The organism is Sphingomonas sp. C3-2, from assembly GCF_033025475.1.
Taxonomy (GTDB): domain Bacteria; phylum Pseudomonadota; class Alphaproteobacteria; order Sphingomonadales; family Sphingomonadaceae; genus Sphingobium_A.
Map to the genome: position 1 here is coordinate 2,141,306 of NZ_CP130322.1, position 22,086 is coordinate 2,163,391.

Below are 22,086 nucleotides of genomic sequence, written 5' to 3' on the forward strand. Positions count from 1 at the left end.
GAGCATGGCCGAGGGGGACGATCTCAAGGAACTCGTGCCCTCGGCTGGCTCGACACGAAAAGGCGGGAACGCGTCAGGCGGTGCTGCGATCCGCGCGGAAGCGACCCAGGTGTCGATATTTCACCAGCCAGTTCTGTGCAACGGCATCGAGCGCGGTGGCGGTGATGCCGAACGCCGAAAACCCCTCGGCGGCGTCGGCGACGATATTGTCCCTCTGCAGCATCTGCCACTGATCCCAGGTGATCGGCGCGCCGGGGGCCCAGCCAAACAGGCGGGCCATCGGGCCGGCAACGCAGTCGGGCACCGCGATCTCGATCCGGTCGCGGCCGGTGGCCTTTTCCAGCCAGCGATTGATTTCGGCCATGCTGAGTATTTCGGGGCCGCCAAGTTCATAGGTCTTGCTCGCATGACCGGTGGGATCGAGCAGCGCCTGGGCGGCCGCGCGCGCCACGTCGCAAACATAGACCGGCTGGAAGCGCGCCGCGCCGCGTATGATCGGCAGTATCGGCAGCGCGCGGATCAGGCCGGCGAAGCGGTTGGTGAACTGATCCTCCGGCCCGAAGATGATCGACGGGCGCAGGATCGTTGCTGCCGGGAAGGCCGCGCGGACTGCGGCCTCGCCTTCGCCCTTGGTGCGTCCATAATTTGATTCGGATTTCGCGTCGGCGCCCAGCGCCGAAACATGGACAAACGCGGTTGCCCCGGCACTGGCCGCCGCCTCGGCCACGTTGCGCGCGCCGTCGACATGAATTTTCTGAAACGACCCATCGAGTACGCCGACCAGGTTGATCACGGCATCGGCACCCTGCACCGCGCGGGTCACGCTGTCCTTGCGGGTGATGTCGGCGGCGACGAATTGGGTTTGCCCGATCTCACCAAGTGGCTTCAAAAACCAGGCGCGGCGGGGGTCTCGTTCGGCGAAGCGCACGCGGACACCGGTTGAGAGCAATTCCTGCGCGATATAGCGGCCCAGAAAGCCGCTGCCACCAAACATCACGATCAGCCGGTTCATGGCACCTGTCCCCGGAAGATTTTTGTCGGAAAAAATCAATGCCCGTTCAAGAACGTGTTGACAAGCATCGTTGGGGGCCGCTATCGGCGCAGCCCTACCCCGTGCCCAGGTGGCGGAATTGGTAGACGCACCAGCTTCAGGTGCTGGCGCTCGCAAGGGCGTGGAGGTTCGAGTCCTCTCCTGGGCACCATCCCTTTTCGGGATGAACAATGCCGAAAAATCCGACGGTTAGGCGGTTCGCGACACGGTAAGTGTCCGCGAACAAGCCGTTCGGATCGGCGGTGCCGGTTGCGGCCCAAATCCCTTATTTAAATTTTTGATCAAACATTTTTAGCGGCGTATCGGCCTGCCTGAGCGGGTGTTGCGGGTGTCCTGCCGCCCCTGATTTTCGGTCGGTGCGCGCAGCTTGAAAGGGATCCTCGGGGCTGAAAGGCCCCGAGGACGAAAAACAGGCGTCAGTGCACGCCATAATCCCAAACATACCAGCAGATCGCTATGAACGGGATGAGCAGCAGCGCCCATTGCCGAAGATGCTGGATCGGTGTGGTGCGGAAGCGGGCCGGATGTTCCTGCTTCACGCGCGCGGTAATCGCGGCGAGCGTCGGATCGCCCTTGATATGGCCGAGATCGATGATCGGACCGTCGGCCAGGAAATCAAGCAGTGTCGTCAACGCCTCCGCGTCGATTTCGGGATAGCGGCGGAGCAGGTTTTCGAAATGCGCGCGCTCGTACGGCGCGGCCGGATCGGCCGAGCGGGAAAGGGTCATGATGGTCCTCGTGATGATGTGATGAAAAGCAATCCCGCAACGGTGCGGGGTCACGAGGAAATCGGGGGTGCCCGGGCCTGAAAGGGATGATCGCGGCGATCGCGCAGCGCCCAGCGGGCGCGCTCTGCGGCATGTTCGGCGCTGCGGCTATTGCGTGGCGCCGTAAAGGTGAGGCTGGCCAGCAAGGGCGGCGTGCCCGGGCCGGACTTGGCTGGATCGGGCGCCTGCGCGCGCGTGGCCTGAAGGCTGTCGCCCGCGCGGTACTGCGCAATGATGGCGTGAAGCGGCCGGGCCTCGATCGAGAAGGGCGTCGGTGCAAGCGGATCGTCCCGCTCCGCCGCGAGCAGCGCCGTACCTTGCCCTGCCAGCACCATGAGCGCGAGCAGTGACAGCAGGTGCGACGCGATCCAGCCGCGCAGGCAGGCAAGGGCGGGGCTACGCTCCATCCCGGCCGCTGTACCGGGTCGCGCCGCAAAAGGCCAATCGCGGCGGATGGGCCGGTGGTTTAGACCATCATATGCATCCCACGCGGCACCCACCCTGTGCGCTTGGTAGTGGTTTCGGGGGAACGCTCTGATGCGCTTCCCCTTGAAACCGGCCTAAACGGGGCCGCTCAGGCGTTGACTGTCGGGCGTGCAGGCACGCGGCCCGCCGCGCGCTTGCGGGGGCGGCGGAACCAGAAGCTCCAGACGGTGAGCGAGCCGAGCATGGCGAGGGAGAGGCCGGATACGGTCATCAGCAGCTTGTATGCCAGTCCGCCGACCTTGGCGGCATGGAGCGGGTAGAGGAGGTTGAAGAGCTGTGCCCCGCGCGGCATTGCAAGCGCGTCGCGCGCCTCGACGATCCGTCCGGTCGCCGGATCGAACCAGATCATGGTGCGGCCATTGGGCAACCATTCCTCAGGCTGCTTCATGCGCAGCGTGATGAGCTCACCGGGCTCGTCGGGCAGGCCGAGGCCGCGAAATTCGGCTTGAGGAAAGCGCTGGTGCGCGGCGGTGAGCATGGCGCGCCAATCGGGATTGGCGGCAAGCGGCCCGCCCTTTGTCTCGGGCGCCTCAAGGCTCTTCACGATCTCTTTCGGCGAAGACCATGGGCTGAGCAGGAAGCCGGCCACCGGCTTGAGCGTCAGCATCGCGCCGGTCAGGCAGGAAATGAGGAGGAGTGGTGCAACGACGACACCAAGATCGCGGTGATGGCGGACGATTGCCGGGCGGCTCATCCGCGCGGGCCAGGCGCGCAGCGAGAAGGTCTTGCGCAGCGGCCACCAGAGGATGAGGCCGGTGACGACGAAGCCGATGCCGATAAGCGCCAGCCAGCCTTCGATGATCGCGCCGGTCTTGCCCGACCAGAGATAGTGGTGGAAATCGAAGAGCCAGAGTTCCACCCGGTCCCATTTGCTGGCCCAGCGCGTGATCTGTTCGCCCGCCTGATCGGTATAAGCGCCGGCGTCACCCTCGAAGCGAAGCCGGTGGAGGCCCAGATCTTTGGAGGCGAACAGGATCGACTCGGGCCGTGCGGCGGGATCGGCCATGATCCGGCCGACGGCGTCGGAGATCACGCCGACATCGCGGATCTGCGTATCGCGCGCATGGGGCAGGAAATTCCACTGATCCCGGAAAACGAGGATCGCCCCGGAGAGCCCGAGCACCGCGAGCAGGAGGCCGATCAGGCCCCCCGTCCAGCGGTGCAGCAGATCGATGATGCGCATCAGAAGCGGTAATCCCAGCCAAGCGTGAACGTCCGGCCACGGCCCGCAAAATAGGAAAGCGGATCGGTCGGCAGGCGTGTGTCGCTGGAATAGTCGATATAGAATTTGTCGAACAGGTTCTGGACCGACAGGCTCAGCCCGCCAAAGCCGGTATCGTAACGGATGCTGGCATCGGTGATGTTATAGCCGCCGAAATCGTTGCGCGCATCGGGCTGGGGCTTGTCGGCATCGGCATGGAAGGTGCGCGACAGGAAGAACTGGGTCTGGACCAGTGCCGAGATCGGCCCGCGATTGTAGCTCGCCGACAGATTGACGCGATCAGGCGAGATGTTGACCCCATCGAGATCGGTGTCGACGATCCCATCGGGCGCCCCGCGCGAGGCATCGCTGTCGTACCGCCCCTTTATATGGGCGTACCCGACATTGAGCTTGAGCCCGTCGATCGGCATCCGCACGCCCAGATTGAGCTCAAGCCCTTGAATTTCCATGCGCAGGCGCTGGACGTCGAAATTGCGATCGGTGCCTGCGATGAGCAACTGCCCCTTGTCGCTCGACGACCAGAAATAGGCGGCCGAGGCGTCAAGCGGTCCGCGCTTCACTTCCAGCCCGATCTCGCGATTGTTCGACACGATCGGATCGATCCCGATCGAGCTCACCGAAAAGCCCGCTTTGCCGACCGCGCGGGTGATGCGACCGATGTCGGGAACGGTGAAGCCCTCGGCATAGCTCGCATAGGCGCGAATGCCGTCCCACGGCTCGACGATGACGCCCCCGTTGATCAACAGGTCCTTGAAGCTGGGTTTCGCCCCCGCGACATCGACTCCGCCATAGCTCGATAAATCGCAACTCGTGGCGGGTGGGGTGGCGGTGCAGGTGGTCGCGGCCAGCGTGTGATAATCGTCGATCTTGATCTGGACATTTTCCCAGCGCACCCCGCCAGCGAGACGGACGATCCCGTCGAACAGCTTGAGATTGGCCTGGCCGAAGGGTGCGAGGCTGCGGAAATCGCTGGGCGGTACCCAGACGCGGCCGGTGGCGATGAGCGCCTGTTCGGTCTTGTCGAACAGCGCGTCGAACCCGGCGGTGAGCGTCAGATCCTCGAAGCCCGGAACCGCGCGTTCATAGCTGATCTTGGCGCCCAGCTTGCGCGAGCGGTTCTGAGACTGGTCGAACAGCGTGCCGACGGGGGCGAGCGCGGGATCCTGGAAGGTCGCCTGCGGATTGATTTCGCCGCCGAACGTGTCGCGGCTACGGTTGAAGAAGATCTGGCTGACGAAATGGCCACCGCCCAGCTGGCTGTCGGTGAGCGACAGCGCGACGCTTTCGGTGCGGCTCTGTGCCGACTTGCCCGGCGGGTCGCCGCGCACGGCGCTGGTCGGCAGGCCAGTTACGCGGTCGCCGGCGAGCGCGACATAATCGCCGTCACCCTTGAGTTCATAGCGGCTGGCAATCAGGTCGAGCCGGGCGGTCGACGACAATTCATAGCCAAAGCGCCCGAAGAGCGAGAGCGTTTGCGAATCCTGCGTTTCGCCCTGGGTGAGGTTGAGGCCGACGCGGCGCCCCTGCCCGTCGTAAAACGCACCGCGCTTTTCCCAGGCGGCACCCACGGTCGCATCGAAGCGGCCGGATTTGTACTGGACCAATCCGGCAACCTTGCCGCCCAGGCCGTCGCTGCTGAAATCATTATCGGCGGTGCCCTGCAGCAGCACGCGGCCGCTAATGCCTTCCTTGGTGGGAGCGCCGACCGTCACCTGATTGACGATGCCGCCCGTGCCGCCAATGCCCTGCAGCGCGTTCGAGCCGTAGATCAGCTCGACGCGGTCGACGAAGAAGCCGTCGATGGTGAAGCCGTCGCGGCTGCCGTCGCGCATCGGCGTCGATTGCGGAATGCCGTTGATCGCATAGAGCGGCGAGCGGCCGCGCAGCGTTTCGCCAGAACCCGACAGCTTCTGGCGTGTCGGCGAAAAGCTGGGCGTGAGCGTGGACACCGCATCGGTGACCGATCCCGAGATCGCGATCTGCTGATCAAGGCTTTCCTTGCCGATCACATCGATCGTCAGCGGCAGCGCGTTGGGCGGCAGCGCCGTGCGCGCTGCGGTGACGATGATGTTTTCCTGGTCGCCCGTCTGTTGCGATGCGGACTGGGCGAAGGCGGTTGCGGGCAGCGCGAAGGTGGAGGCGCTGGCCATCAGCAGGACGACTCGAAGGCTCATTGGATCTGCAATTCCCCTATATGTGGCGCGGCCTTTACCCGACAAAGGCATCTCTTGCAATTGACTCTCAACAGCGTCCGATGGTGCGAAATGCTGTTGCGCAACCAACGATGTTGGAAGCAAAATTGCGGGTGTTTCCCGGTGACGAGGGAAGGGCGAGCGATTATGACGGTTGCATAGCAACCGGCTGCGTCCTGCCGCCGGCATCAACGCAAAGGAATAGCCGTGAAATCACTGCTGCTTGCCTCTACCCTTTTGCTTGCTCCGGCGGCGACGCTGGCCGCACCGGCCGTCGATGAGGCGCGCCTCAATGCGCATATCAAGACGCTGTCTTCGGATGCGTTCGAAGGGCGCGGCCCGGCGACCGAGGGGGAAACCAAAACCGTCGCCTATCTCACCGAACAGATGAAGGCGGCCGGACTGGAGCCGGGCGGCGACAAGGGCGCGGATGGCAAGCGTGCCTGGACGCAGGCGGTGCCGCTGCTGCGCGCCGAGATCACCGGCACGCCCAAAGTTTCGCTGAACGTGGCGGGCAGCCCGCAGGCGCTGACCCAGGGTGAAGAAATCGCGGTGCGCGCCGCGCTCAACGGGCAGAAGCAGGTGACTATCGCCGACGCCCCGCTGGTGTTCGTCGGCTACGGGGTGACCGCGCCCGAACGCAACTGGGACGATTTCAAGGGTCTCGACGTCAAGGGCAAGATCCTCGTCGTACTGGTCAACGACCCCGATTTCGAGACGCAGCAGGGCGATTTCGGCGGCAAGGCGATGACCTATTATGGCCGCTGGACCTACAAGTTCGAGGAAGCCGCGCGGAAAGGCGCGCTGGGCACGCTGATCGTCCACGAAACCGCGCCGGCATCCTATGGCTGGGCTACCGTCAAGAATTCGAACACCAACACGATGTTCGACATCGTGCGCGACGATCCGGCCAAGGCGCATGCGCCGCTTGAGGCATGGATCCAGCGTGATCTTGCGGTGGCGCTGTTCAAGGCCTCGGGCCTCGATTTCGAAGATCTGAAGGTGAAGGCGCGCGCGCGCGATTTCCAGCCGGTGCCGCTGAAGGCAACGATCTCTGCGGATTTCGCCGTGAACAGCGAAGTCATCACCTCGCGCAACGTGGTCGGCCGCGTCACGGGTAAGACACGTCCCGACGAAACCGTGCTCTACACCGCGCATTGGGACCATCTTGGCGTCGCGGCACCCGATGCGAATGGTGACACGATCTATAACGGCGCGGTCGACAATGCGACGGGCACCTCGGCGCTGATCGAAATGGGCCGCGCCTTCGCCAAGGCACCGCGTCCCGCCCGTTCGGTGGTGTTCCTTGCGGTGACGGCTGAAGAAAAGGGGCTACTGGGTTCCGAATTCTACGCCGCCAACCCGCTCTACCCGCTCGCCAAGACCGCCGGCGTGCTCAACATGGACGGGTTCGGCGTCAACGGCCCGGCGCGCAACTTCACCATTTCGGGAACGGCCGAGCTTGGCCTGCTCGATCGTCTGGTGGCCGAGGGCAAGAAGCATAACCGCGTCTACAGCCCCGATCCGCGCACCGAAGCCGGCGGCTTCTATCGTTCGGATCACTTTCCCTTCGCCAAGCGCGGCGTACCTGCCATTTCTTACGGCGCGGGTAATGATCTGGTCGATGGCGGCCTCGCCCGCGCGGAAGAACTGAGCAAGGACTATACTGCCAAGCGCTATCACCAGCCCGCCGACGAATGGAGCCCCGATTTCAATATGAAGGGTCTCGCTGCCGACATCGCGCTGCTTTTCGACGTGGGCAACGATCTTGCCAATTCGACCGACTGGCCCAACTGGTCGGCCAATTCGGAATTCCGCGGCACGCGCGATGAAAGCGCTGCTGACCGGAAATAAGATGTGTGCGGGGAAGGGTGACTGCCCTTCCCCTCAATATGGGCTCAGTTCGGATTGTCCGCCGGCGCGGCGGCCGCCGGCTCTGCGGTGGCAGCCGCGCCGTCCGTAAAGCGGATCGCGGTTCCGGTGGCGTTGGTCTTGCCCCAGCTCATCGCCGAGACGTGGGAATTGCCATATTGCGCGTTGATGACGGCATCCGCGCCCAGCTTGTCCGCCCGCTCCCAAAGCTCCTTGTAGATTTTCTCCTGCGAGGCCTCGCTGCTGAACAGCGTTGCCTTGCGCACCCCCGCCTTGACCTCGCCGATCACGGTATAGGGCCTGTCGGTGATGTCGTGCGGAAAGACGGGGACGCCGACCGCGTCGTTCATCACCACAAATTGTCGGGACTGTTTTCCGGCCACTGCCGGAGACGTAAAAAGAATGCCCACGCAAAGCGCGGCCAGAACCGGATGACGCATATTTCCTCCCCCTATCAAGGTGCTGGAGGCTGACATGGCGTCAGGATGATCGTCAATCACCGTCTTGCGCGTTCCGCGTATGCACAGCATCCTCCGGCAAAATTGGGGGGAAGGGGATCGATGGCCAACGGGCTTTGGGCGGCTGCGCTTGCATGCGCCTTGGTGTTGCCAAATGGCGTGGCGGCCGCGGCGGAGGTGACGGCAGCGCCGGTATTACGCAGCGGCACGCCGGTGCAGTTGATGGTTCTGAACGAGGTGACGACCAAGACCGCAAAGCCCGGCGATCGCTTTGTGCTCCGCGTCCACGCCCCCGTCAGCCAGAACGGCGCGGTCGTGATCCCGGTCGGCACGAAAGCGGTGGGCGAAGTGGTCGATGCCGAAAAGAACGGCATTCTGGGGCAGTCGGGGAAATTGAGCGTTCGGCTGCTGCATCTCGAATGGCGCGGCCAGACCATTGCGCTCACAGGCACCGATCAGGACAAGGGAAAGTCGGGGGCGCCCGAAACGGTCGTCAGCGTCGTCGCGATCGGGGTGCTGGGCCTTTTGGCGCGGGGCAACAATGCGAAGCTGAAGGCGGGCGAACTGGTGACGGGGTTTGTCGACGGCGATCACGGGCTAGTCGGCGGCCGCTAACCGGGCGCGCCTGACATTATTTTGAAAAGCTGTCATTTCCCGTTCAGTTTAGGGGGGATAGGGGGACGGTGATCGTTTCTCAAGGAACGGTCAGGACAGCACCGGCCCTGCTTTCCGATCCCTTCGGGAACAGGGCCAAGTGCTGGGGCCGCTTCAGCGTTTCTTCACGAACTCCGCGCGCAGGACGAGGCCCTTGATCGTTTCGTGGCGGCAATCGATTTCCTGTTCGTCGCCCGTCAGGCGGATCGACTTGATGACCGTGCCGCGCTTCAGCGTCTGATTGGCGCCCTTTACCTTCAGATCCTTGATCAGCGTCACGCTGTCGCCATCGACCAGCAGGTTGCCCACCGCGTCGCGTACTTCGACGGCACCTGCGCTGCTGCTGCGCCCGGCGGCCTCTTCCGCGCTGATCCATTCGCCGGTGGCTTCGTCATACACATATTCTTCGTCGGTGTCGGTGTCGGTGCTCATCGCCTGTCCATTTCAAAATTGGGGTTATGCGGTGTCCCTACGCCAAGGCGCGTCAATCGGGAAATAGGCGCGATTGCGTAGACGCCCGATCCGCGACACACTTGGTGCAGATCAAATCAGGGAGGATCGCATGGCTGACGGACGCATCCGGGTGGGCATTGGCGGTTGGACCTACGAGCCCTGGCGCGGAACCTTCTTTCCCAAGGGGCTACCCCATGCCCGCGAACTTGAGCATGCGGCCTCGCGTGTCAGCGCGATCGAGGTCAACGGCACCTATTATCGGCTCCAGTCACCCGACAGCTTTCGCAAATGGGCGGCCGCGGTTCCCGACGACTTTGTCTTCACGGTAAAGGCCTCACGTTATTGCACCAATCGCAAGGTGCTGGCCGAGGCAGGGGAATCGATCGACCGGTTTCTGGGGCAGGGGCTGACTGAACTCGGCAGCAAGCTGGGCCCGATCTTGTGGCAGTTCATGGGAACCAAGCATTTCGACGCGGAGGACTTTGCCGCGTTTCTGGCCTTGCTGCCTGAACGCCGGGACGGTGTGCGCCTGCGCCACGCGCTTGAGGTGCGGCACGAGAGTTTCAACGATCCGGCGTTTTTCGAAATGGCGCGCAAGGCGAATGCTGCGGTGGTGTTCGCCGATTCACGCGAACATCCCTGCTTTCCCGAGCAGACCGCCGATTTCACCTATGCCCGGTTGCAGGATGCCGAGGAGGCCGAGCCTGCGGGCTATACGTCCGAAGCGCTCGACCGCTGGGCCGAACAGGCCAAGGCATGGCGCGACGGCGGACGCGACGTCTTCGTCTTCATGATCAACGGCGCAAAGGTGCGCGCCCCGGCGGCTGCCGAAGCGCTGATGGCGCGTCTAGGCTAGGCGCGGCTGTTTCGGAAACCATTCGGCCAGACGCACGAGCGCCTGTTCAACGAGCGGCGTCGACACGGCAAAGCTGATCCGCATGAAATGATGCCCCTCGACCGGGTCGAAATCGACACCGGGGGCGGTGGCGACACCGGTTTCGCGCAGCAGCTTTTCGCAAAAGGCCAGGCTGTCCTGCGTGAGGTGGCCGATATCGGCATAGATGTAGAAGGCACCGTCTGGCGGTGCGATGGCATTAAGGCCGAGGCCCGGCAGCGCGTCGAGCAGCAGCGCACGGTTGCGGCGATAGGTGTCGACATGGCCTTCCAGTTCGTCGCGGCAATCAAAGGCGATGAGCCCGGCATGCTGGCTGAGCGAGGGCGGGGTGAGGAAGAGGTTGGTCATCCGTGCGCGCACCGGATCAACCTGATCGAGCGGTGCGATGAGCCATCCCAGCCGCCAGGCGGCCATGCTGAAATATTTGGAAAAGCTGTTGATGATGAAGGCGTCGGGCGCGAACTCGAGCATCGAATGCGCAGCGCCCGTATAGCTCAGCCCGTGATAGATTTCGTCCGAGATGATGCGGATGCCGCGTTCGGCGCAGATCGCGGCGATCGCGCGGAGTTCACCCTCGGCGATGATCGTGCCGGTCGGATTGGCGGGGCTGGCGATGATCACGGCGTCGGGCGCCGGTTCGATCGCGGCGATCGCAGCCGCAGTAAGCTGGTATCGTTCTGCCGGGCCGCAGGTGATTTCCACCGGCTCCATGTGCAGCGCCTTCAGATTGTTGCGATAGGCGACATAGCCTGGGCGCGCGAGCGCAACGCGCGCGCCGGTTGGCAACGCGGTGTTGAGCGCGAGGACGAGCGCGGGCGACGCGCCGCAGGTGAGGATCACCTGTTCGGGGTCGACGGCAACGCCGTGGCTTTCGGCATAATGCCGGGCAATACGCTCTTTCAGCGCGGTGCTTTCCCAATAGCCCATCGGATCGCTGTCGAGGATGCTATGCGCGGCGGCGATGGCGGCTTGTGGCGCACCGGTCGAAGGCTGGCCGAATTCCATATGGATGATGTCCAGCCCGTCCGCCTTCAACTGATGTGCCAGCCGGCTGAGACCAATGGCGTAGAAGGGATCGACCTGCGCAACCAAAATGAACGTCCTTTGCAATATATCGGTGTGGCGCGGTGGCGCCGTATGCGCGCGGCATAGGCGCTGCGGCGGCCGATTGCCAGTTGAACGGGCATGCAAGAATTACCGAACCTGCGTTCCGGATTTGATTTTGGCGGCGATCTCGGAAAGAAGGGGCGCCATGATGATCGATACGCAGCAGCCCGACTCCAAGACAGCGAACCGCAAGGCCGGCCGGCCGCGCCGCTTGACGCTGGACATGGTGCTGGATGCGGCGAACGATATGGGGCTTGAAAACCTCAGCATGAAAAAGCTCGCCGCCGATCTGGGTGTCGGGATTGCGACCATCTATCGTTATGTCGCCGATCGCGACGAACTGATCCGGCTGGCGCTGACCCGGCGCTCGTCGCGCCCGTTCATCGTGACGTCGGATATGAGCTGGGGCGATGTGGTGCGCGAATATGCGGCGTCGCTGTACAGCGTGATCAGCCAGGATTCCTACACGCTCAACACCTATATGGACGGCGGCTACGGCGTCGCGATGGAGCTTGAGTTCGTCGATATGCTGATCGCCGCGCTGGTCGAGCGCGGTTTCGAGGCGGAGGAGGCCGGGCAGCTGTGCCGGCTTGTCGGCCACCAGGTCGGTGGTGCCGCGCTGGCGCATATCCACCATATGGCGCTGCACGCCGCGGGCACGACGCGCGAGGCAAAGTTCGCCGATACGATTTCGGACTATGACGCCGAGGCGCTTCCCTATGCGCGCGCGGCGGCGCACGGGCTGTTCGACGAAGCCTCGGTCTCGAACTGGAAACCCGGGCTTGACCTGATCATCAGCGGGCTTGCGGCCCAGCGCAAAGCGTAAGCATTTTACCGATCCTCCCTTACGGATCGCTTGCCATCCAAAATTTTGGTATGTAGGTTCCGAAATGTCGGGCGGCCTATCCGTCGCGGGACTCGGTGCATTTGCGCCATGTGCTCGTGGTTGATGGCCGACATCGGCGCGGGAGAGGTAATTGGCATCACTATATGCATGCGTCCGTAAGCGGAAATCAGCCGGATTATCCGGCCTTTCTGTCGTGCGGTCGCGCCTCACCCGGCCATCCCAGCGCAATTATAGCCTGAAAAACCAGGGCAAATGACAAATGGGTGAGGAGAAGAGGATGTCGGATATTTTGATCAAGGGCGGCACCGTCGTCGACGGCACCGGCGCGCCTGCGTATAAATCGGACGTGCGCATCAACGGCGGCACGATCGTGGAAATCGGCGAAGATCTGAAGCCGGGTTCCGAAAAGGTCTATTTCGCCAATGGCTGCATGGTGACGCCTGGCTTCATCGAAAGCCACACCCATTATGACGGCACCATGTGGTGGCAGCCCGATCTTGATCCGCTGCCCGGCTGCGGCGCGACCACGGTCATTCTCGGCAATTGCGGCTTCACCGCCGCGCCGGTCTCGAAGGACAAGGCCGCCCAGCTCGAAATGATCAAGATCTTCTCGTTCTTCGAGGATATTCCCGAAGGCCCCTTCGTCGAAAACCTGCCCTGGGACTGGAACAAGTGGTCGGAATATAAGGCGTCGCTCACCAGCAAGGTGAAGGTGCCCGCCAACTATGCCGCGTTTGTCGGCCATATCGCGATCCGCCTTGCCGTGATGGGCCTTGAGGCCTGGGACCGCGCCGCCACCGCCGATGAAATCAAGGAAATGGCAGAACTGCTCGACGATGCGCTCGCCGCTGGCGCGCTCGGCATGTCCGACAATCTGCACGATCATGACGGTCAGGATCGCCCGATCCCGACGCTCAAGGCCGATGACGCCGAGTTCGTCGCGCTGTTCGAGGTTCTCGAACGCTATCCGGGGACGACCTATCAGGTCATCATCGACACCTTCATGCGTAAGACCGGCCCGGCATCGCTCGAGCGTCTTGAGCGCCTGATCAAGGGCCGCAACATCCGCATGCAGGTTGCCGGCGCCGTCCCCACGCTCGATTTCCAGAAGGACATCAAGCCCGTGATGCAGGAACGCGTCGCATCGATGCGCGCCAATGGCATCGATATCTGGCCCGGCATCGCGCATGTCTCGCCCACCAGCACGCTCAGCCTCGTCAAGTCGCTGATCTTCGCCCAGTCGAACGACTATGTCTGGCACGAAGTCGTTCTGGCCGACACGCATGAGGAAAAGGCCAGCTTGCTCGCGGATGCCGATTGGCGCGCCCGCGCGCGCGAAAGCTGGGACACCAAGGCCTGGCCGCACTCGCCGATGAACAACCCGCAGGATCTGTACCTCATCGATTCCGAAAACGGCGTCGGGCCCACGGGCATCACGCTCAAGGAATATGCCGATGAACGCGGTCTGCACCGTTCGGACGCGATGGCGGAATGGATCCTCGCCAATGGCACGCGCTCGACCGTGCACATGGCACCGTTCCCCAAGGACGAGCAGCTGACCATCGAACTGATGAACGACCCGCGGACCGTGGGCAATATTTCCGACGCCGGTGCGCATCTCCAGATGCTGTGCGGAGGCGGCGAAAACATCCTGCTGCTCACCAAATATGCGCGTGACGAAAAGCTGATGAGCCTGGAACAGGCCGTCCATGTCATGACCGGCAAGCTCGCCAATTTCTTCGGCCTCACCGATCGCGGCGAGATCAAGGTCGGCAAGCGCGCGGACGTCGTCGTCTTCAACCTCGACGAGGTCCAGTATCAGAACATGGAAAAGCGTTTCGACGTGCCCGATGGTAAGGGAGGCACCAGCTGGCGCTTCACGCGCCCGCCCGCACCGATGCGTCTGACGCTCGTCAACGGCGTCTCCGTGTTCGACGGCAAGCAATATACCGGCGCAACCCCCGGCGAATTCCTGGCCCCGGCCAACGACCAGAGCGTCGCCATCGCCGCCGAGTAAATAATGCATGGAAGGGGGCGGTGCGCCCGTCCCCTTTTTTCCTCAGGAGGGGAAAACAATGTCGAACGTCAGTCAGGCCGATTTTGAATATTTCAACGGCGCGATCACCAAGCACGAGACCGAATCCTCGGTGCTCATCAGCAGCTCGCGTTATCTGAACCATGGGCCGCTTCGCGCGCTGATCGCGCAGGAATTCCTGCGCAAGAACGGCGCGGACATGCCGAATACCGCGTTCATCCCCGAAGTCGCGCAGATCCTCCACCAGCTGGAAGATGTGCCGGCGATCGAGCAGATGATCCAGGAAGAGGCCGAACGCCTTCCCGAATTCCGGGCCTGGCTTGATCGTCGCCTGCTCTCGGACTTCAAGGCCGAGGAAGTGAAGGATTCAAAGCCCGGCACGCTCGGTGCGGTGATCTACGATTTCATCGCGAACAGCGGCTACAACATGGATTATTTCTTCCAGGGCATGCAGGTTCGCAGCGACTACGAATATTATCTCAAGGAACGCACGCTCACCCATGACATCGAGCATATGGTGACGGGTTTCGAAACCAATTTCTGTGGTGAAATCGCGCTGCTCGAAGCGAATTTCCGTGGCTTCTGCAATTACTTCAAGCCCGAACTCGCCGCCGTGTTCATGCGCGTGCCGACCTATCTCAAGTCGAAATCGATCATGAAGGCGGGCCTGCATTATCCCAAGGCGCTCGTCGAAATGCACAAGGCGATGGATATCGGCGCAGCCCAGGGCAACAGCTGGAAGAAGCCGCTGACGCTTCTTCCCTGGCGCGACATGGTCGATTGGAAGATCGAGGATATTCGCGAGGAATATGGCATCACCGGTGCCCCGCCATCGGGATATTGGGACTGGACCAACGCGATTGCGGAAGATCCGCGTCCGTCGCACGGCATCCACGCGATGGCGGCCGAATAAGGCATCGGACAAACAGCAAGTTGGGGGTGGGCAGCCGGTTCGATCAGCCGGCTGCCCTTTTTTGTGCGTGGTTCAGAGAGGAAAGGGGAAAGGATGACGCTACACGCAAAATTGGCGGGGATGGCTGCCTTGTGCTTGGCTTGGAGCGCAGGGGCGTTGGCGCAGGCGCCCAAGGCATCACCGGAGCGCCCGAGCGTCAACGACGCCGGCGCGCTCACCGTGCCGGGCTTCGAAGCGGATTTTTCATCCTTCGCCAGCGATGTCGCGCGCCGCAGCTTCATCGAGGAGCATTCGCCCGCTTTCTATGCTTCGCCGATTGCGCGCATGCACACGCTGCCCATTGCCGAACAGCGCAAGATTCTCGATCGTGACTATCTGGAACCCCGGATCGCCAAGGCCCGTGCGGCCTTTCCAGTGAAAATCACGCCGCAGACGATCGGCGGCGTCTACACCGAAACCATCGAGCCGGCGGGCGGGGTTGCCCCGCATAACAAGGCCAAGGTGCTGATCAACCTGCATGGCGGCGGCTTTATGATGGGCGCGCGCACCAATGGGCAGCTGGAATCCATCCCCGTCGCGGGGCTGGGGGGGTACCGCGTCGTCGCGGTGGATTACCGGCAGGCGCCCGAGCATCGTTTTCCTGCGGGAAGCGAAGATGTCGCGACGGTCTATCGCGATCTCCTGAAAAGCTACAAGCCCGAGAATATCGGCATTTTTGGCTGTTCGGCGGGCGGGCTGCTGGCGGCACAGGCCGCGGCATGGTTCCAGAAACAGGGGCTGCCGCGGCCCGGTGCCATCGGCATTTTCTGTGCATCGGCGGGGGATCTGGGGGAAGGCGATTCCCGCTATACCGGGTCGGTGCTCAACGGCCGTCCCGCTCCCCCGTCTGGCCCTGCGCGTGACATGGCGGCTAACCCCTATTTCGCCGGCGTGGATATGGCCGATCCAATGGTATCGCCGTCGCGCCATCCGGAGGTGTTGGCCAAGTTCCCGCCCACGTTGCTCATCAGCTCGACGCGTGATTTCGCGATGAGTGCGGCGCTCAATACGCACCGTGCGCTGATCAAGGCGGGTGCCGAAGCCGAGCTTCATCTGTGGGACGGGCTCCAGCATTTCTTTTTTGCCGATGTCGACCTTCCGGAATCGCGCGATGCGTTTCAGGTCATGGTCGGCTTTTTCGATCGCAGGCTCGGGCAATAAAAAAACGGGCGGCCATATGGCCGCCCGCCCAGTTAACTCTTGGCGTCGCGTCAGAATGCGACGGTAAGGTCGACGCCGTAAGTGCGGCCAATGTCATAGACATTGGTCAGTGCGACCACGGGCGCGCCGAAATTGTAATAATCCTTGTCGAACAGGTTCTTCGCCCAGACCGACAGATCGACATCGATACCGCCGAGCGGCAGGCCGGCAATGCCCGCACGGGCGTCGACGAGCCAATAGGCCTTTACCGTGTTGAGCTTCTCGAGCGCGGGGTTCTCCACCGGTGTCGAGGTCAGATAGTTCTTCGAACGATACCGGCCCTCGACCCGGCCAAAGGGGCGTCCCCCGCCGTCAAATTCGGGCAGGTCATATTGCGCCGCGACGCGTGCGGTCCATTTCGACGTGTAGGTCGGCCGTGCAACATCTGCCACATCGCGGCCTGCCAGGATGAAGGTCTTATAATTGAAATCGGTATAGCCGATATTGCCCGATAGGGTCAGCCCCTTTACCGGTATCGCGTCCATTTCAAGCTCGAAGCCCTTGATGTTGGCCTTGCCGGCATTGCTGAAGAACTGGACACCGTCGATGAAGTTCTGCGTCTGCAGATCTTTATAGTCCATGTAGAACACGGCGCCATTGGCGCGCAGGCGGTTCTGGAACAGCGACGATTTCACGCCGATTTCATAAGCCGTCAACGATTCCGGGCCGTAAGGGATCGCGCCTAGAATGCCGCCCGAAACATAGCCCGTCGAGACCTTGCCATAGGCGGTGACATCGGAATTGGGTTTCCAGGTCAGGATCGCGGCGTAATTGAACTTTTCATAATCGGACTTGTAGAGGCCGGGTTTGAGCTGTCCGCCCTGTCCGCCCGAAACACTGATGAGATCGGTCGATCGGCTGTCCGAGGTGTAGCGAAGACCCGCCGAAAAATCGAGCTGATCGGTCAGGTGAACGGTGGCCTGGCCATAGAGCGCCATCGAGCTGTTCTTGGCGACGGTTTCGGTAACCCCGCTGCCGAACACGGTGTCGAGCGGGGTCGGCAATACGACACCGTTCGACACAGGCTGGAAGATGCCGAGCACGTCGAGCGCGGGCGAACGTTCGTTGAAGTAGAACATGCCGGCGACGAGATCGAAGGCGTCCTGCGTGACCTGAAACTGCAGTTCCTCGCTGAACTGCCTCTGTTTCGAACTACGCGCCGTCAATAGCGTGAAGAGCGAGTCATTGGGCCCTATGGGCAAGGTTGGGATCGCGGCGCCCTGCCCTTGAAGCAATGCGCCAAACTGAGCTGCGGTAAAGCGAATCCCGCCCGTTGCCGCGAGATCGTTGATATTGGGGCGCTGGTTAAGTTTGCGGAAGCCGGTGATGCTTTTCACCGTGACGGCATCGCTCTGATTCCAGGTGATCGTCAGATTGTGGCCGGTGACGGTCATATGCTCGACGCTGGTGGCATTGGCGACGGCATCAAGGCGTTCGGTTGCCAGGTTGGTGACGCCACCGAACATCGGCTGGAATTGATAGATCCCGCCTGCGATGGCCCCCGAGGTGTCGGGGAGGAGCCCCAGTTGCTGCGTGGCGCGGCCTGTTGTCCGGGCATCGGTATGGTCGAAATGATAATCGATCGTGACGTCGTTGAGATCGAGCCGCGCGCTGGCCTGGAAGGCGTCGATGTTCCGCCCGCCCAGCTTCTTGGCATAGGTCATCGGCTTGAAGCGCGGTTCGCGCAGGCTGAAGTCGATTGTCTTTCCGCCGATCAGATTGTCGGTATCACCCTCCATCTCGTCATGGAGATAGGCGAATTTGAGGCTGAGCGGGCCGAGCGCAGGCAGGTTCAGCACCGTACGCGCCCGAAAGGCATCGTAATTGCCATAGGAAACCAGCTGCTTGACGCCGAACTCACCCGAGGGGGCGGCGGTGATGAGGCTGATGGCACCCGAGGTGGCGTTGCGGCCGAAAAGCGTGCCCTGCGGCCCGCGCAGCACTTCGACGCGCTCGATATCGGCAAGATCGAACACCGCGCCCACCGTACGGCCGATATAGACGCCGTCGAGATACATGCCGACCTTCGGATCGACCGCGTTGTTGCTGGTACCCGAGGCGATGCCGCGAATGCTGATAAGGGGAGTGGACTGGATGCCCTGCATCTGGATCTGCAGGCTGGGCGCCAGCCCGGCCAGGCTGCTGACATTGGTGATGCGCAGTTGCGCCAGCTGTTCGGAACTGATCGCGGTAACCGCGACGGGCACGTCCTGCAGGCTTTCTTCGCGGCGCTGTGCCGTAACGACGATTTCGTTCAGCCCGTAATCCGACTGTGCCGTCTGGGCAGCGGGCGCCTGGGTATCCTGCGCGAAGGCGGGCTGGGCTGTGAAGATGGTAAGAGTGCTGGACGCAAGCAGGCACGCAACATGAATTTGCTTCATGGCAATTCCTCTCCGTTGCTTCGGATATGATTTCCGATAGCTGGTTCCGTTTTATCGGAGAGGCTGAAACGCACAAGGTCTAGGTGCTGAATTGCGTGCCGATATTGTAATTATGCAACGCATTATGCTGCGAATATTTGCTGCAACTGCGTAACGACGCGGCTTTGCCTACCTGTTTTCCTTGGCTTGCTTCGCGGGGAATCCGGCCTATAGCGAGCCCAAGCTTAAACCCCCAGCGAGTGGAACCATGTCGATCGAGCCCCCCATTCAGCCGCTTCTCCCGATCCTTGGTGGGGGGCGCTTTCCGGTGGGGCGGATTTTCTGCGTCGCGCGCAACTATGCCGAACATGCCCGGGAAATGGGCGATGTGTCGGCCGAACCACCTTTTTTCTTCATCAAGCCGTCCACCTGCCTGCCGACGGTACCGGGGCGCCTGCCCTACCCGCCGATGTCGGAGGATGTGCACCACGAGGTCGAACTCGTCGTGGCGCTGGGGCTTGGCGGCGCGGACATCGCACCCGCTGACGCACTGCGGCATGTTTTCGGCTATGCGGTCGGCCTCGACATGACCCGGCGCGACCTTCAGGCCGAAGCAAAGGAAAAACGGCGCCCCTGGGACATGGGCAAGGTGTTCGACGGTGCCGCGCCGGTTTCGGTGATCGTGCCCGCCGCCGAGGCTGAGGGGCTCGACGATGCGGAAATCCAGCTGACCATCGACGGCGAGGTGCGCCAGCAGGGGCGGACCTCCGACATGATCTGGTCCCCGGCGGAAATAATTGCCGAACTGTCACGATATATTCGCCTCAACCCCGGCGATCTGATCTTTACCGGAACGCCCGCAGGCGTTGGGCCGGTGGTGCGTGGCAACAGGCTTGAAGCACGTGTGGGTCTGCTGCCGTCGCTTGAGGTCGAAATCGTCTGAGGCGTTTGCCGTGCGCTGCAATGTGCAGCCTATTTGTGTTTTTTTGGAAACAGTTTGATCGCAGGCATAGGCTTGTTGATCGGCCCTCTGTCCGCAAGGATAGGCCCACTATGTGTCGATAGGCGACGGTCGCTCGGCATGATGGTGCTCTAGAAAATTGAGATGACTGCGAAAATCGCAGCATGGCGGGGAGGGGAGGCTCGGGCCGGCGTTCGCGCAGCGCACGATCCCATCCGCTGAAAAGAGGAGGGATTAATGAGGCGTCGTAACGCTTTGATCGCGCTGATGAACAGCGCTGCCGCAATTGTATGGATTGTTCCAGCACACGCACAAACATCTGAAACGTCCAGCCACGCGCAGGTCGAGGATATCGTCGTCACCGCGCAGCGCCGTGAGGAACGTCTGATCGACGTGCCGGTTTCGGTTTCTGCGCTGGGTGGCGAGGCGCTCGAGCGCGGTGGGATCACCACCGTCAGCAATATCGAAACCTTCGTTCCCAACATCCAGATCAACCAGACGGTGGGCAACAGCTTTGGCCCGCTGATCTCGATCCGTGGTCTGGCGCCCTCGGCCGATACCAGCCTTGGCCGTGACCAACCCGTTGGCCTCTATATCGACGGCGTTCCGATCGCGAAATCGACGGGCGCGGCGTTCGATACGGTCGATCTCGAACGCGTCGAAGTGCTGCGCGGCCCGCAGGGCACGCTCTATGGCAAGAACACGATTGGTGGTGCGGTCAACCTCGTCACCCGGCGCCCGAGCGGCGAATTTGGCGGGCAGGTGATCCTTGGCGCGGGTTCGCACGATCTTTACACGCAGCGTATCTCGATCGACCTGCCGACCATGGGCAATCCCGATGATGCGCTGGGCACGCTCAAGGCGAAATTCTCCTATTCGGGTCGCCAGTTCGATGGTTTCTACAAGAATGATGGCCCGTCGCGCGATTTCGGGCGCCAGCGGCTGAACGCCGGTCGCGTCGATGTGGTCTGGGAGCCGACGCCCGAACTGTCGGTCAGCTATGCCTATGACATCAGCGACAGCAAGGGCTCGGGCGCGATGCTCGCGATCAGCGCATCGGGATCGATCGCGCCGGGAACCGCGCTCTATCCGTTGATTTCGCCTTATATCCACCCCACGCGCCCCAAGCGGATCTCGGCGGACAATAATGGCCGCAGCGATTTCCGCGTTTCGGGCCATGCGATCACGACCGAATATGATGCCGGCTCGGGCATGCTCGGCAATTTGACGCTGAAATCGATCACCGCCTGGCGCAAGATGCAGACGCGCAGCAGCAGCGATTTCGACGGCACGCCCAGCGATCTTGTTCGCTTCAGGCTGAACAACAATTATCGCCAGTTCAGCCAGGAACTGCAGATGATCGGCAGCGGTGACCGGGTCCAATATACTGTCGGCGCCTTCTACATGCGCGACATCTATGACGTGTTCAATCCGCGCTGGAATTTCCAGTTCGGCGGCAACCGTTTCGACCTGAGCCAGCGCGGCGCGAACAACCATTCGATCGCGGGCTATGGCCAGTTCACCTGGACCCCGCCGGTGCTTGAAGACAAGCTCGACATGACGATCGGTCTGCGCTGGACCAAGGACACGCGCGATGTGTGGGAGCGTTTCGTCTCGTACAACAACTATGCGGCCAATCCGGCGGCCCCTGGCTCGGGCGTGTTCCAGCGCGATCCGGTAACCGGTGCGCCCATCACGGTCAGCGGCGGCCCGGCATTGGGTGCGCTTCCCGGCGGTCCGCTTGGGCCCGACGACCTGATCCCGCTTGCGAACAAGCAGTCCTGGTCGCAACTCAGCCCCGAATTCAACCTCAAGTACAAGCTGAGCAGCGCGTGGAACATCTATGGCCGCGTGGCGACGGGGTTCAAGAGCGGTGGCTTTAACGATACCGCATCGAACAACGCCGCGTTCAACACGCCCTATGATCCCGAAAAGCTGCTGTCGTTCGAGCTTGGCACCAAGGGCAGCTTCTTCGAGCGTCGCCTGAACCTGAGCGCGGCTGTCTATCACAGCATCTACAAGGATTTTCAGGCTGGCGTGTTCGTGCCTGCGGTCATCACGACCAACATCATCAACGCAGGCAAGGCTGAATTCACCGGGTTCGAACTCGAGGGCCAGTTGCGCCCGATCGACAGCCTGAGCTTCACCTTCGGCTATGGGTATCTCGACGCACGCTACAAGGATTTCGTGCTGCCTTCGGGCGTCGACGTGACCGACAGCTATAAGGTGCCGCTGGCGCCCAAGCACAATTACCTGCTCGGCGGTGAACATCGCCTCGATCTTGGCGGTGTCGAACTGATTTCGAGCCTCAACTATAGCTGGCGCAGTGCGCAATGGGGCACGATCACGCCCGACGTGCTGAGCAAGCGCAAAGCGTACGGCGTGCTTGATGGCCGCATCACGCTGGCGGGCATCAGCCTCGGCGGCGACACGGCGGTCGATTTCTCGGTCTGGGGCAAGAACCTGACCGACGAGAAATATTGGGTGAGCGGGATCAACCTTGTCACCCACACGGTGCGGCAATGGGCCGACCCGCGCAGCTATGGCGTGGAAGCCAAGCTGAAATTCTGATCC

Annotated in this window: 18 protein-coding genes and 1 tRNA gene; 10 read left to right on the plus strand and 9 right to left on the minus strand. The window is 62.3% G+C overall.

What is annotated here, in order from left to right; all coding sequences use genetic code 11:
* Nucleotides 1-73: 73 nt before the first annotated feature.
* The gene (locus QYC26_RS10335) at nucleotides 74-1,012 is read right to left on the minus strand and encodes a complex I NDUFA9 subunit family protein (RefSeq protein ID WP_317512148.1); all 939 of its coding nucleotides are present in this window, start codon (nucleotides 1,010-1,012) and stop codon (nucleotides 74-76) included.
* A 103-nt stretch (nucleotides 1,013-1,115) separates the two neighbouring features.
* On the opposite strand from QYC26_RS10335, the gene QYC26_RS10340 reads away from it, so the two are divergent.
* Nucleotides 1,116-1,202: transfer RNA gene (locus tag QYC26_RS10340), tRNA-Leu, on the plus strand.
* Between the two features lie 265 nt (nucleotides 1,203-1,467).
* Here QYC26_RS10340 and QYC26_RS10345 read toward each other — a convergent pair.
* The 4 genes from QYC26_RS10345 to QYC26_RS10360 all read right to left on the minus strand — a co-directional run bounded on the left by QYC26_RS10345 (nucleotide 1,468) and on the right by QYC26_RS10360 (nucleotide 5,700).
* A complete protein-coding gene (locus QYC26_RS10345; RefSeq protein ID WP_317512149.1) occupies nucleotides 1,468-1,779 on the minus strand; it encodes a hypothetical protein in 312 nt (103 codons plus the stop codon).
* 50 nt (nucleotides 1,780-1,829) lie between these two features.
* Nucleotides 1,830-2,225, minus strand: coding sequence for a hypothetical protein (locus tag QYC26_RS10350; protein ID WP_317512150.1), 396 nt, complete (start codon nucleotides 2,223-2,225; stop codon nucleotides 1,830-1,832).
* 167 nt (nucleotides 2,226-2,392) lie between these two features.
* Nucleotides 2,393-3,487 (minus strand): PepSY-associated TM helix domain-containing protein, encoded by a 1,095-nt coding sequence (locus tag QYC26_RS10355; RefSeq protein ID WP_317512151.1) that lies wholly within the window; start codon nucleotides 3,485-3,487, stop codon nucleotides 2,393-2,395.
* A complete protein-coding gene (locus QYC26_RS10360; protein ID WP_411197590.1) occupies nucleotides 3,487-5,700 on the minus strand; it encodes a TonB-dependent receptor in 2,214 nt (737 codons plus the stop codon). Before QYC26_RS10360 ends, QYC26_RS10355 begins: the two co-directional genes overlap by 1 nt.
* Nucleotides 5,701-5,925: 225 nt before the next feature.
* On the opposite strand from QYC26_RS10360, the gene QYC26_RS10365 reads away from it, so the two are divergent.
* Nucleotides 5,926-7,572 (plus strand): M28 family metallopeptidase, encoded by a 1,647-nt coding sequence (locus QYC26_RS10365; protein WP_317512152.1) that lies wholly within the window; start codon nucleotides 5,926-5,928, stop codon nucleotides 7,570-7,572.
* Between the two features lie 44 nt (nucleotides 7,573-7,616).
* On the opposite strand, the gene QYC26_RS10370 is transcribed toward QYC26_RS10365, so the two are convergent.
* Nucleotides 7,617-8,090 (minus strand): heavy metal-binding domain-containing protein, encoded by a 474-nt coding sequence (locus tag QYC26_RS10370; RefSeq protein ID WP_317512153.1) that lies wholly within the window; start codon nucleotides 8,088-8,090, stop codon nucleotides 7,617-7,619.
* Nucleotides 8,091-8,150: 60 nt separating this feature from the next.
* On the opposite strand from QYC26_RS10370, the gene QYC26_RS10375 reads away from it, so the two are divergent.
* Nucleotides 8,151-8,663, plus strand: a complete 513-nt coding sequence (locus QYC26_RS10375; protein ID WP_317512154.1) for a hypothetical protein — start codon at nucleotides 8,151-8,153, stop codon at nucleotides 8,661-8,663.
* 153 nt (nucleotides 8,664-8,816) lie between these two features.
* Here the strand turns inward: QYC26_RS10375 and QYC26_RS10380 are convergent, their stop codons facing one another.
* On the minus strand, nucleotides 8,817-9,134 hold the full coding sequence (locus QYC26_RS10380; protein ID WP_317512155.1) for an alkylphosphonate utilization protein: 318 nt from the start codon (nucleotides 9,132-9,134) through the stop codon (nucleotides 8,817-8,819).
* 130 nt (nucleotides 9,135-9,264) lie between these two features.
* Here QYC26_RS10380 and QYC26_RS10385 point away from each other — a divergent pair, with 130 nt between their 5' ends.
* Nucleotides 9,265-10,011, plus strand: a complete 747-nt coding sequence (locus QYC26_RS10385) for a DUF72 domain-containing protein (RefSeq protein WP_317512156.1) — start codon at nucleotides 9,265-9,267, stop codon at nucleotides 10,009-10,011.
* Here QYC26_RS10385 and QYC26_RS10390 read toward each other — a convergent pair.
* Nucleotides 10,003-11,142, minus strand: a complete 1,140-nt coding sequence (locus QYC26_RS10390) for a pyridoxal phosphate-dependent aminotransferase (protein ID WP_317512157.1) — start codon at nucleotides 11,140-11,142, stop codon at nucleotides 10,003-10,005. The two genes, QYC26_RS10385 and QYC26_RS10390, sit on opposite strands and share 9 nt — an antisense overlap.
* Nucleotides 11,143-11,302: 160 nt before the next feature.
* Here QYC26_RS10390 and QYC26_RS10395 point away from each other — a divergent pair, with 160 nt between their 5' ends.
* The 4 genes from QYC26_RS10395 to QYC26_RS10410 all read left to right on the plus strand — a co-directional run bounded on the left by QYC26_RS10395 (nucleotide 11,303) and on the right by QYC26_RS10410 (nucleotide 16,152).
* On the plus strand, nucleotides 11,303-11,983 hold the full coding sequence (locus QYC26_RS10395; RefSeq protein ID WP_317512158.1) for a TetR/AcrR family transcriptional regulator C-terminal domain-containing protein: 681 nt from the start codon (nucleotides 11,303-11,305) through the stop codon (nucleotides 11,981-11,983).
* 298 nt (nucleotides 11,984-12,281) lie between these two features.
* Nucleotides 12,282-14,021 carry a D-aminoacylase gene (locus QYC26_RS10400; RefSeq protein ID WP_317512159.1) on the plus strand — a complete coding sequence of 580 codons (1,740 nt, stop codon included), beginning with the start codon at nucleotides 12,282-12,284 and terminating at the stop codon, nucleotides 14,019-14,021.
* A 58-nt stretch (nucleotides 14,022-14,079) separates the two neighbouring features.
* Nucleotides 14,080-14,952, plus strand: coding sequence for a Coq4 family protein (locus QYC26_RS10405; protein WP_317512160.1), 873 nt, complete (start codon nucleotides 14,080-14,082; stop codon nucleotides 14,950-14,952).
* A 93-nt stretch (nucleotides 14,953-15,045) separates the two neighbouring features.
* Complete coding sequence (locus QYC26_RS10410) at nucleotides 15,046-16,152, plus strand: alpha/beta hydrolase (protein ID WP_317512161.1); 1,107 nt, start codon at nucleotides 15,046-15,048, stop codon at nucleotides 16,150-16,152.
* Between the two features lie 50 nt (nucleotides 16,153-16,202).
* Here the strand turns inward: QYC26_RS10410 and QYC26_RS10415 are convergent, their stop codons facing one another.
* Nucleotides 16,203-18,572 (minus strand): TonB-dependent receptor, encoded by a 2,370-nt coding sequence (locus QYC26_RS10415; RefSeq protein ID WP_317512162.1) that lies wholly within the window; start codon nucleotides 18,570-18,572, stop codon nucleotides 16,203-16,205.
* A gap of 247 nt (nucleotides 18,573-18,819) precedes the next feature.
* Between QYC26_RS10415 and QYC26_RS10420 the strand changes: the two genes are divergently transcribed.
* Entirely contained in the window at nucleotides 18,820-19,494 is a 675-nt protein-coding gene (locus QYC26_RS10420) for a fumarylacetoacetate hydrolase family protein (RefSeq protein WP_317512163.1), read from the plus strand.
* Between the two features lie 255 nt (nucleotides 19,495-19,749).
* A complete protein-coding gene (locus tag QYC26_RS10425) occupies nucleotides 19,750-22,083 on the plus strand; it encodes a TonB-dependent receptor (RefSeq protein WP_317512164.1) in 2,334 nt (777 codons plus the stop codon).
* Nucleotides 22,084-22,086: the final 3 nt, after the last annotated feature.

Excerpts from the sequence above, each read along its gene's own strand:
- QYC26_RS10425 (WP_317512164.1), top strand. The coding sequence starts at position 19,750 with ATGAGGCGTCGTAACGCTTTGATCGCGCTGATGAACAGCGCTGCCGCA.
- QYC26_RS10405 (WP_317512160.1), top strand. The coding sequence starts at position 14,080 with ATGTCGAACGTCAGTCAGGCCGATTTTGAATATTTCAACGGCGCGATC.
- QYC26_RS10360 (WP_411197590.1), bottom strand. The coding sequence starts at position 5,700 with ATGAGCCTTCGAGTCGTCCTGCTGATGGCCAGCGCCTCCACCTTCGCG.
- QYC26_RS10400 (WP_317512159.1), top strand. The coding sequence starts at position 12,282 with ATGTCGGATATTTTGATCAAGGGCGGCACCGTCGTCGACGGCACCGGC.
- QYC26_RS10420 (WP_317512163.1), top strand. The coding sequence starts at position 18,820 with ATGTCGATCGAGCCCCCCATTCAGCCGCTTCTCCCGATCCTTGGTGGG.
- QYC26_RS10350 (WP_317512150.1), bottom strand. The coding sequence starts at position 2,225 with ATGGAGCGTAGCCCCGCCCTTGCCTGCCTGCGCGGCTGGATCGCGTCG.
- QYC26_RS10415 (WP_317512162.1), bottom strand. The coding sequence starts at position 18,572 with ATGAAGCAAATTCATGTTGCGTGCCTGCTTGCGTCCAGCACTCTTACC.
- QYC26_RS10380 (WP_317512155.1), bottom strand. The coding sequence starts at position 9,134 with ATGAGCACCGACACCGACACCGACGAAGAATATGTGTATGACGAAGCC.
- QYC26_RS10335 (WP_317512148.1), bottom strand. The coding sequence starts at position 1,012 with ATGAACCGGCTGATCGTGATGTTTGGTGGCAGCGGCTTTCTGGGCCGC.
- QYC26_RS10345 (WP_317512149.1), bottom strand. The coding sequence starts at position 1,779 with ATGACCCTTTCCCGCTCGGCCGATCCGGCCGCGCCGTACGAGCGCGCG.
- QYC26_RS10385 (WP_317512156.1), top strand. The coding sequence starts at position 9,265 with ATGGCTGACGGACGCATCCGGGTGGGCATTGGCGGTTGGACCTACGAG.
- QYC26_RS10355 (WP_317512151.1), bottom strand. The coding sequence starts at position 3,487 with ATGCGCATCATCGATCTGCTGCACCGCTGGACGGGGGGCCTGATCGGC.
- QYC26_RS10410 (WP_317512161.1), top strand. The coding sequence starts at position 15,046 with ATGACGCTACACGCAAAATTGGCGGGGATGGCTGCCTTGTGCTTGGCT.
- QYC26_RS10395 (WP_317512158.1), top strand. The coding sequence starts at position 11,303 with ATGATGATCGATACGCAGCAGCCCGACTCCAAGACAGCGAACCGCAAG.
- QYC26_RS10375 (WP_317512154.1), top strand. The coding sequence starts at position 8,151 with ATGGCCAACGGGCTTTGGGCGGCTGCGCTTGCATGCGCCTTGGTGTTG.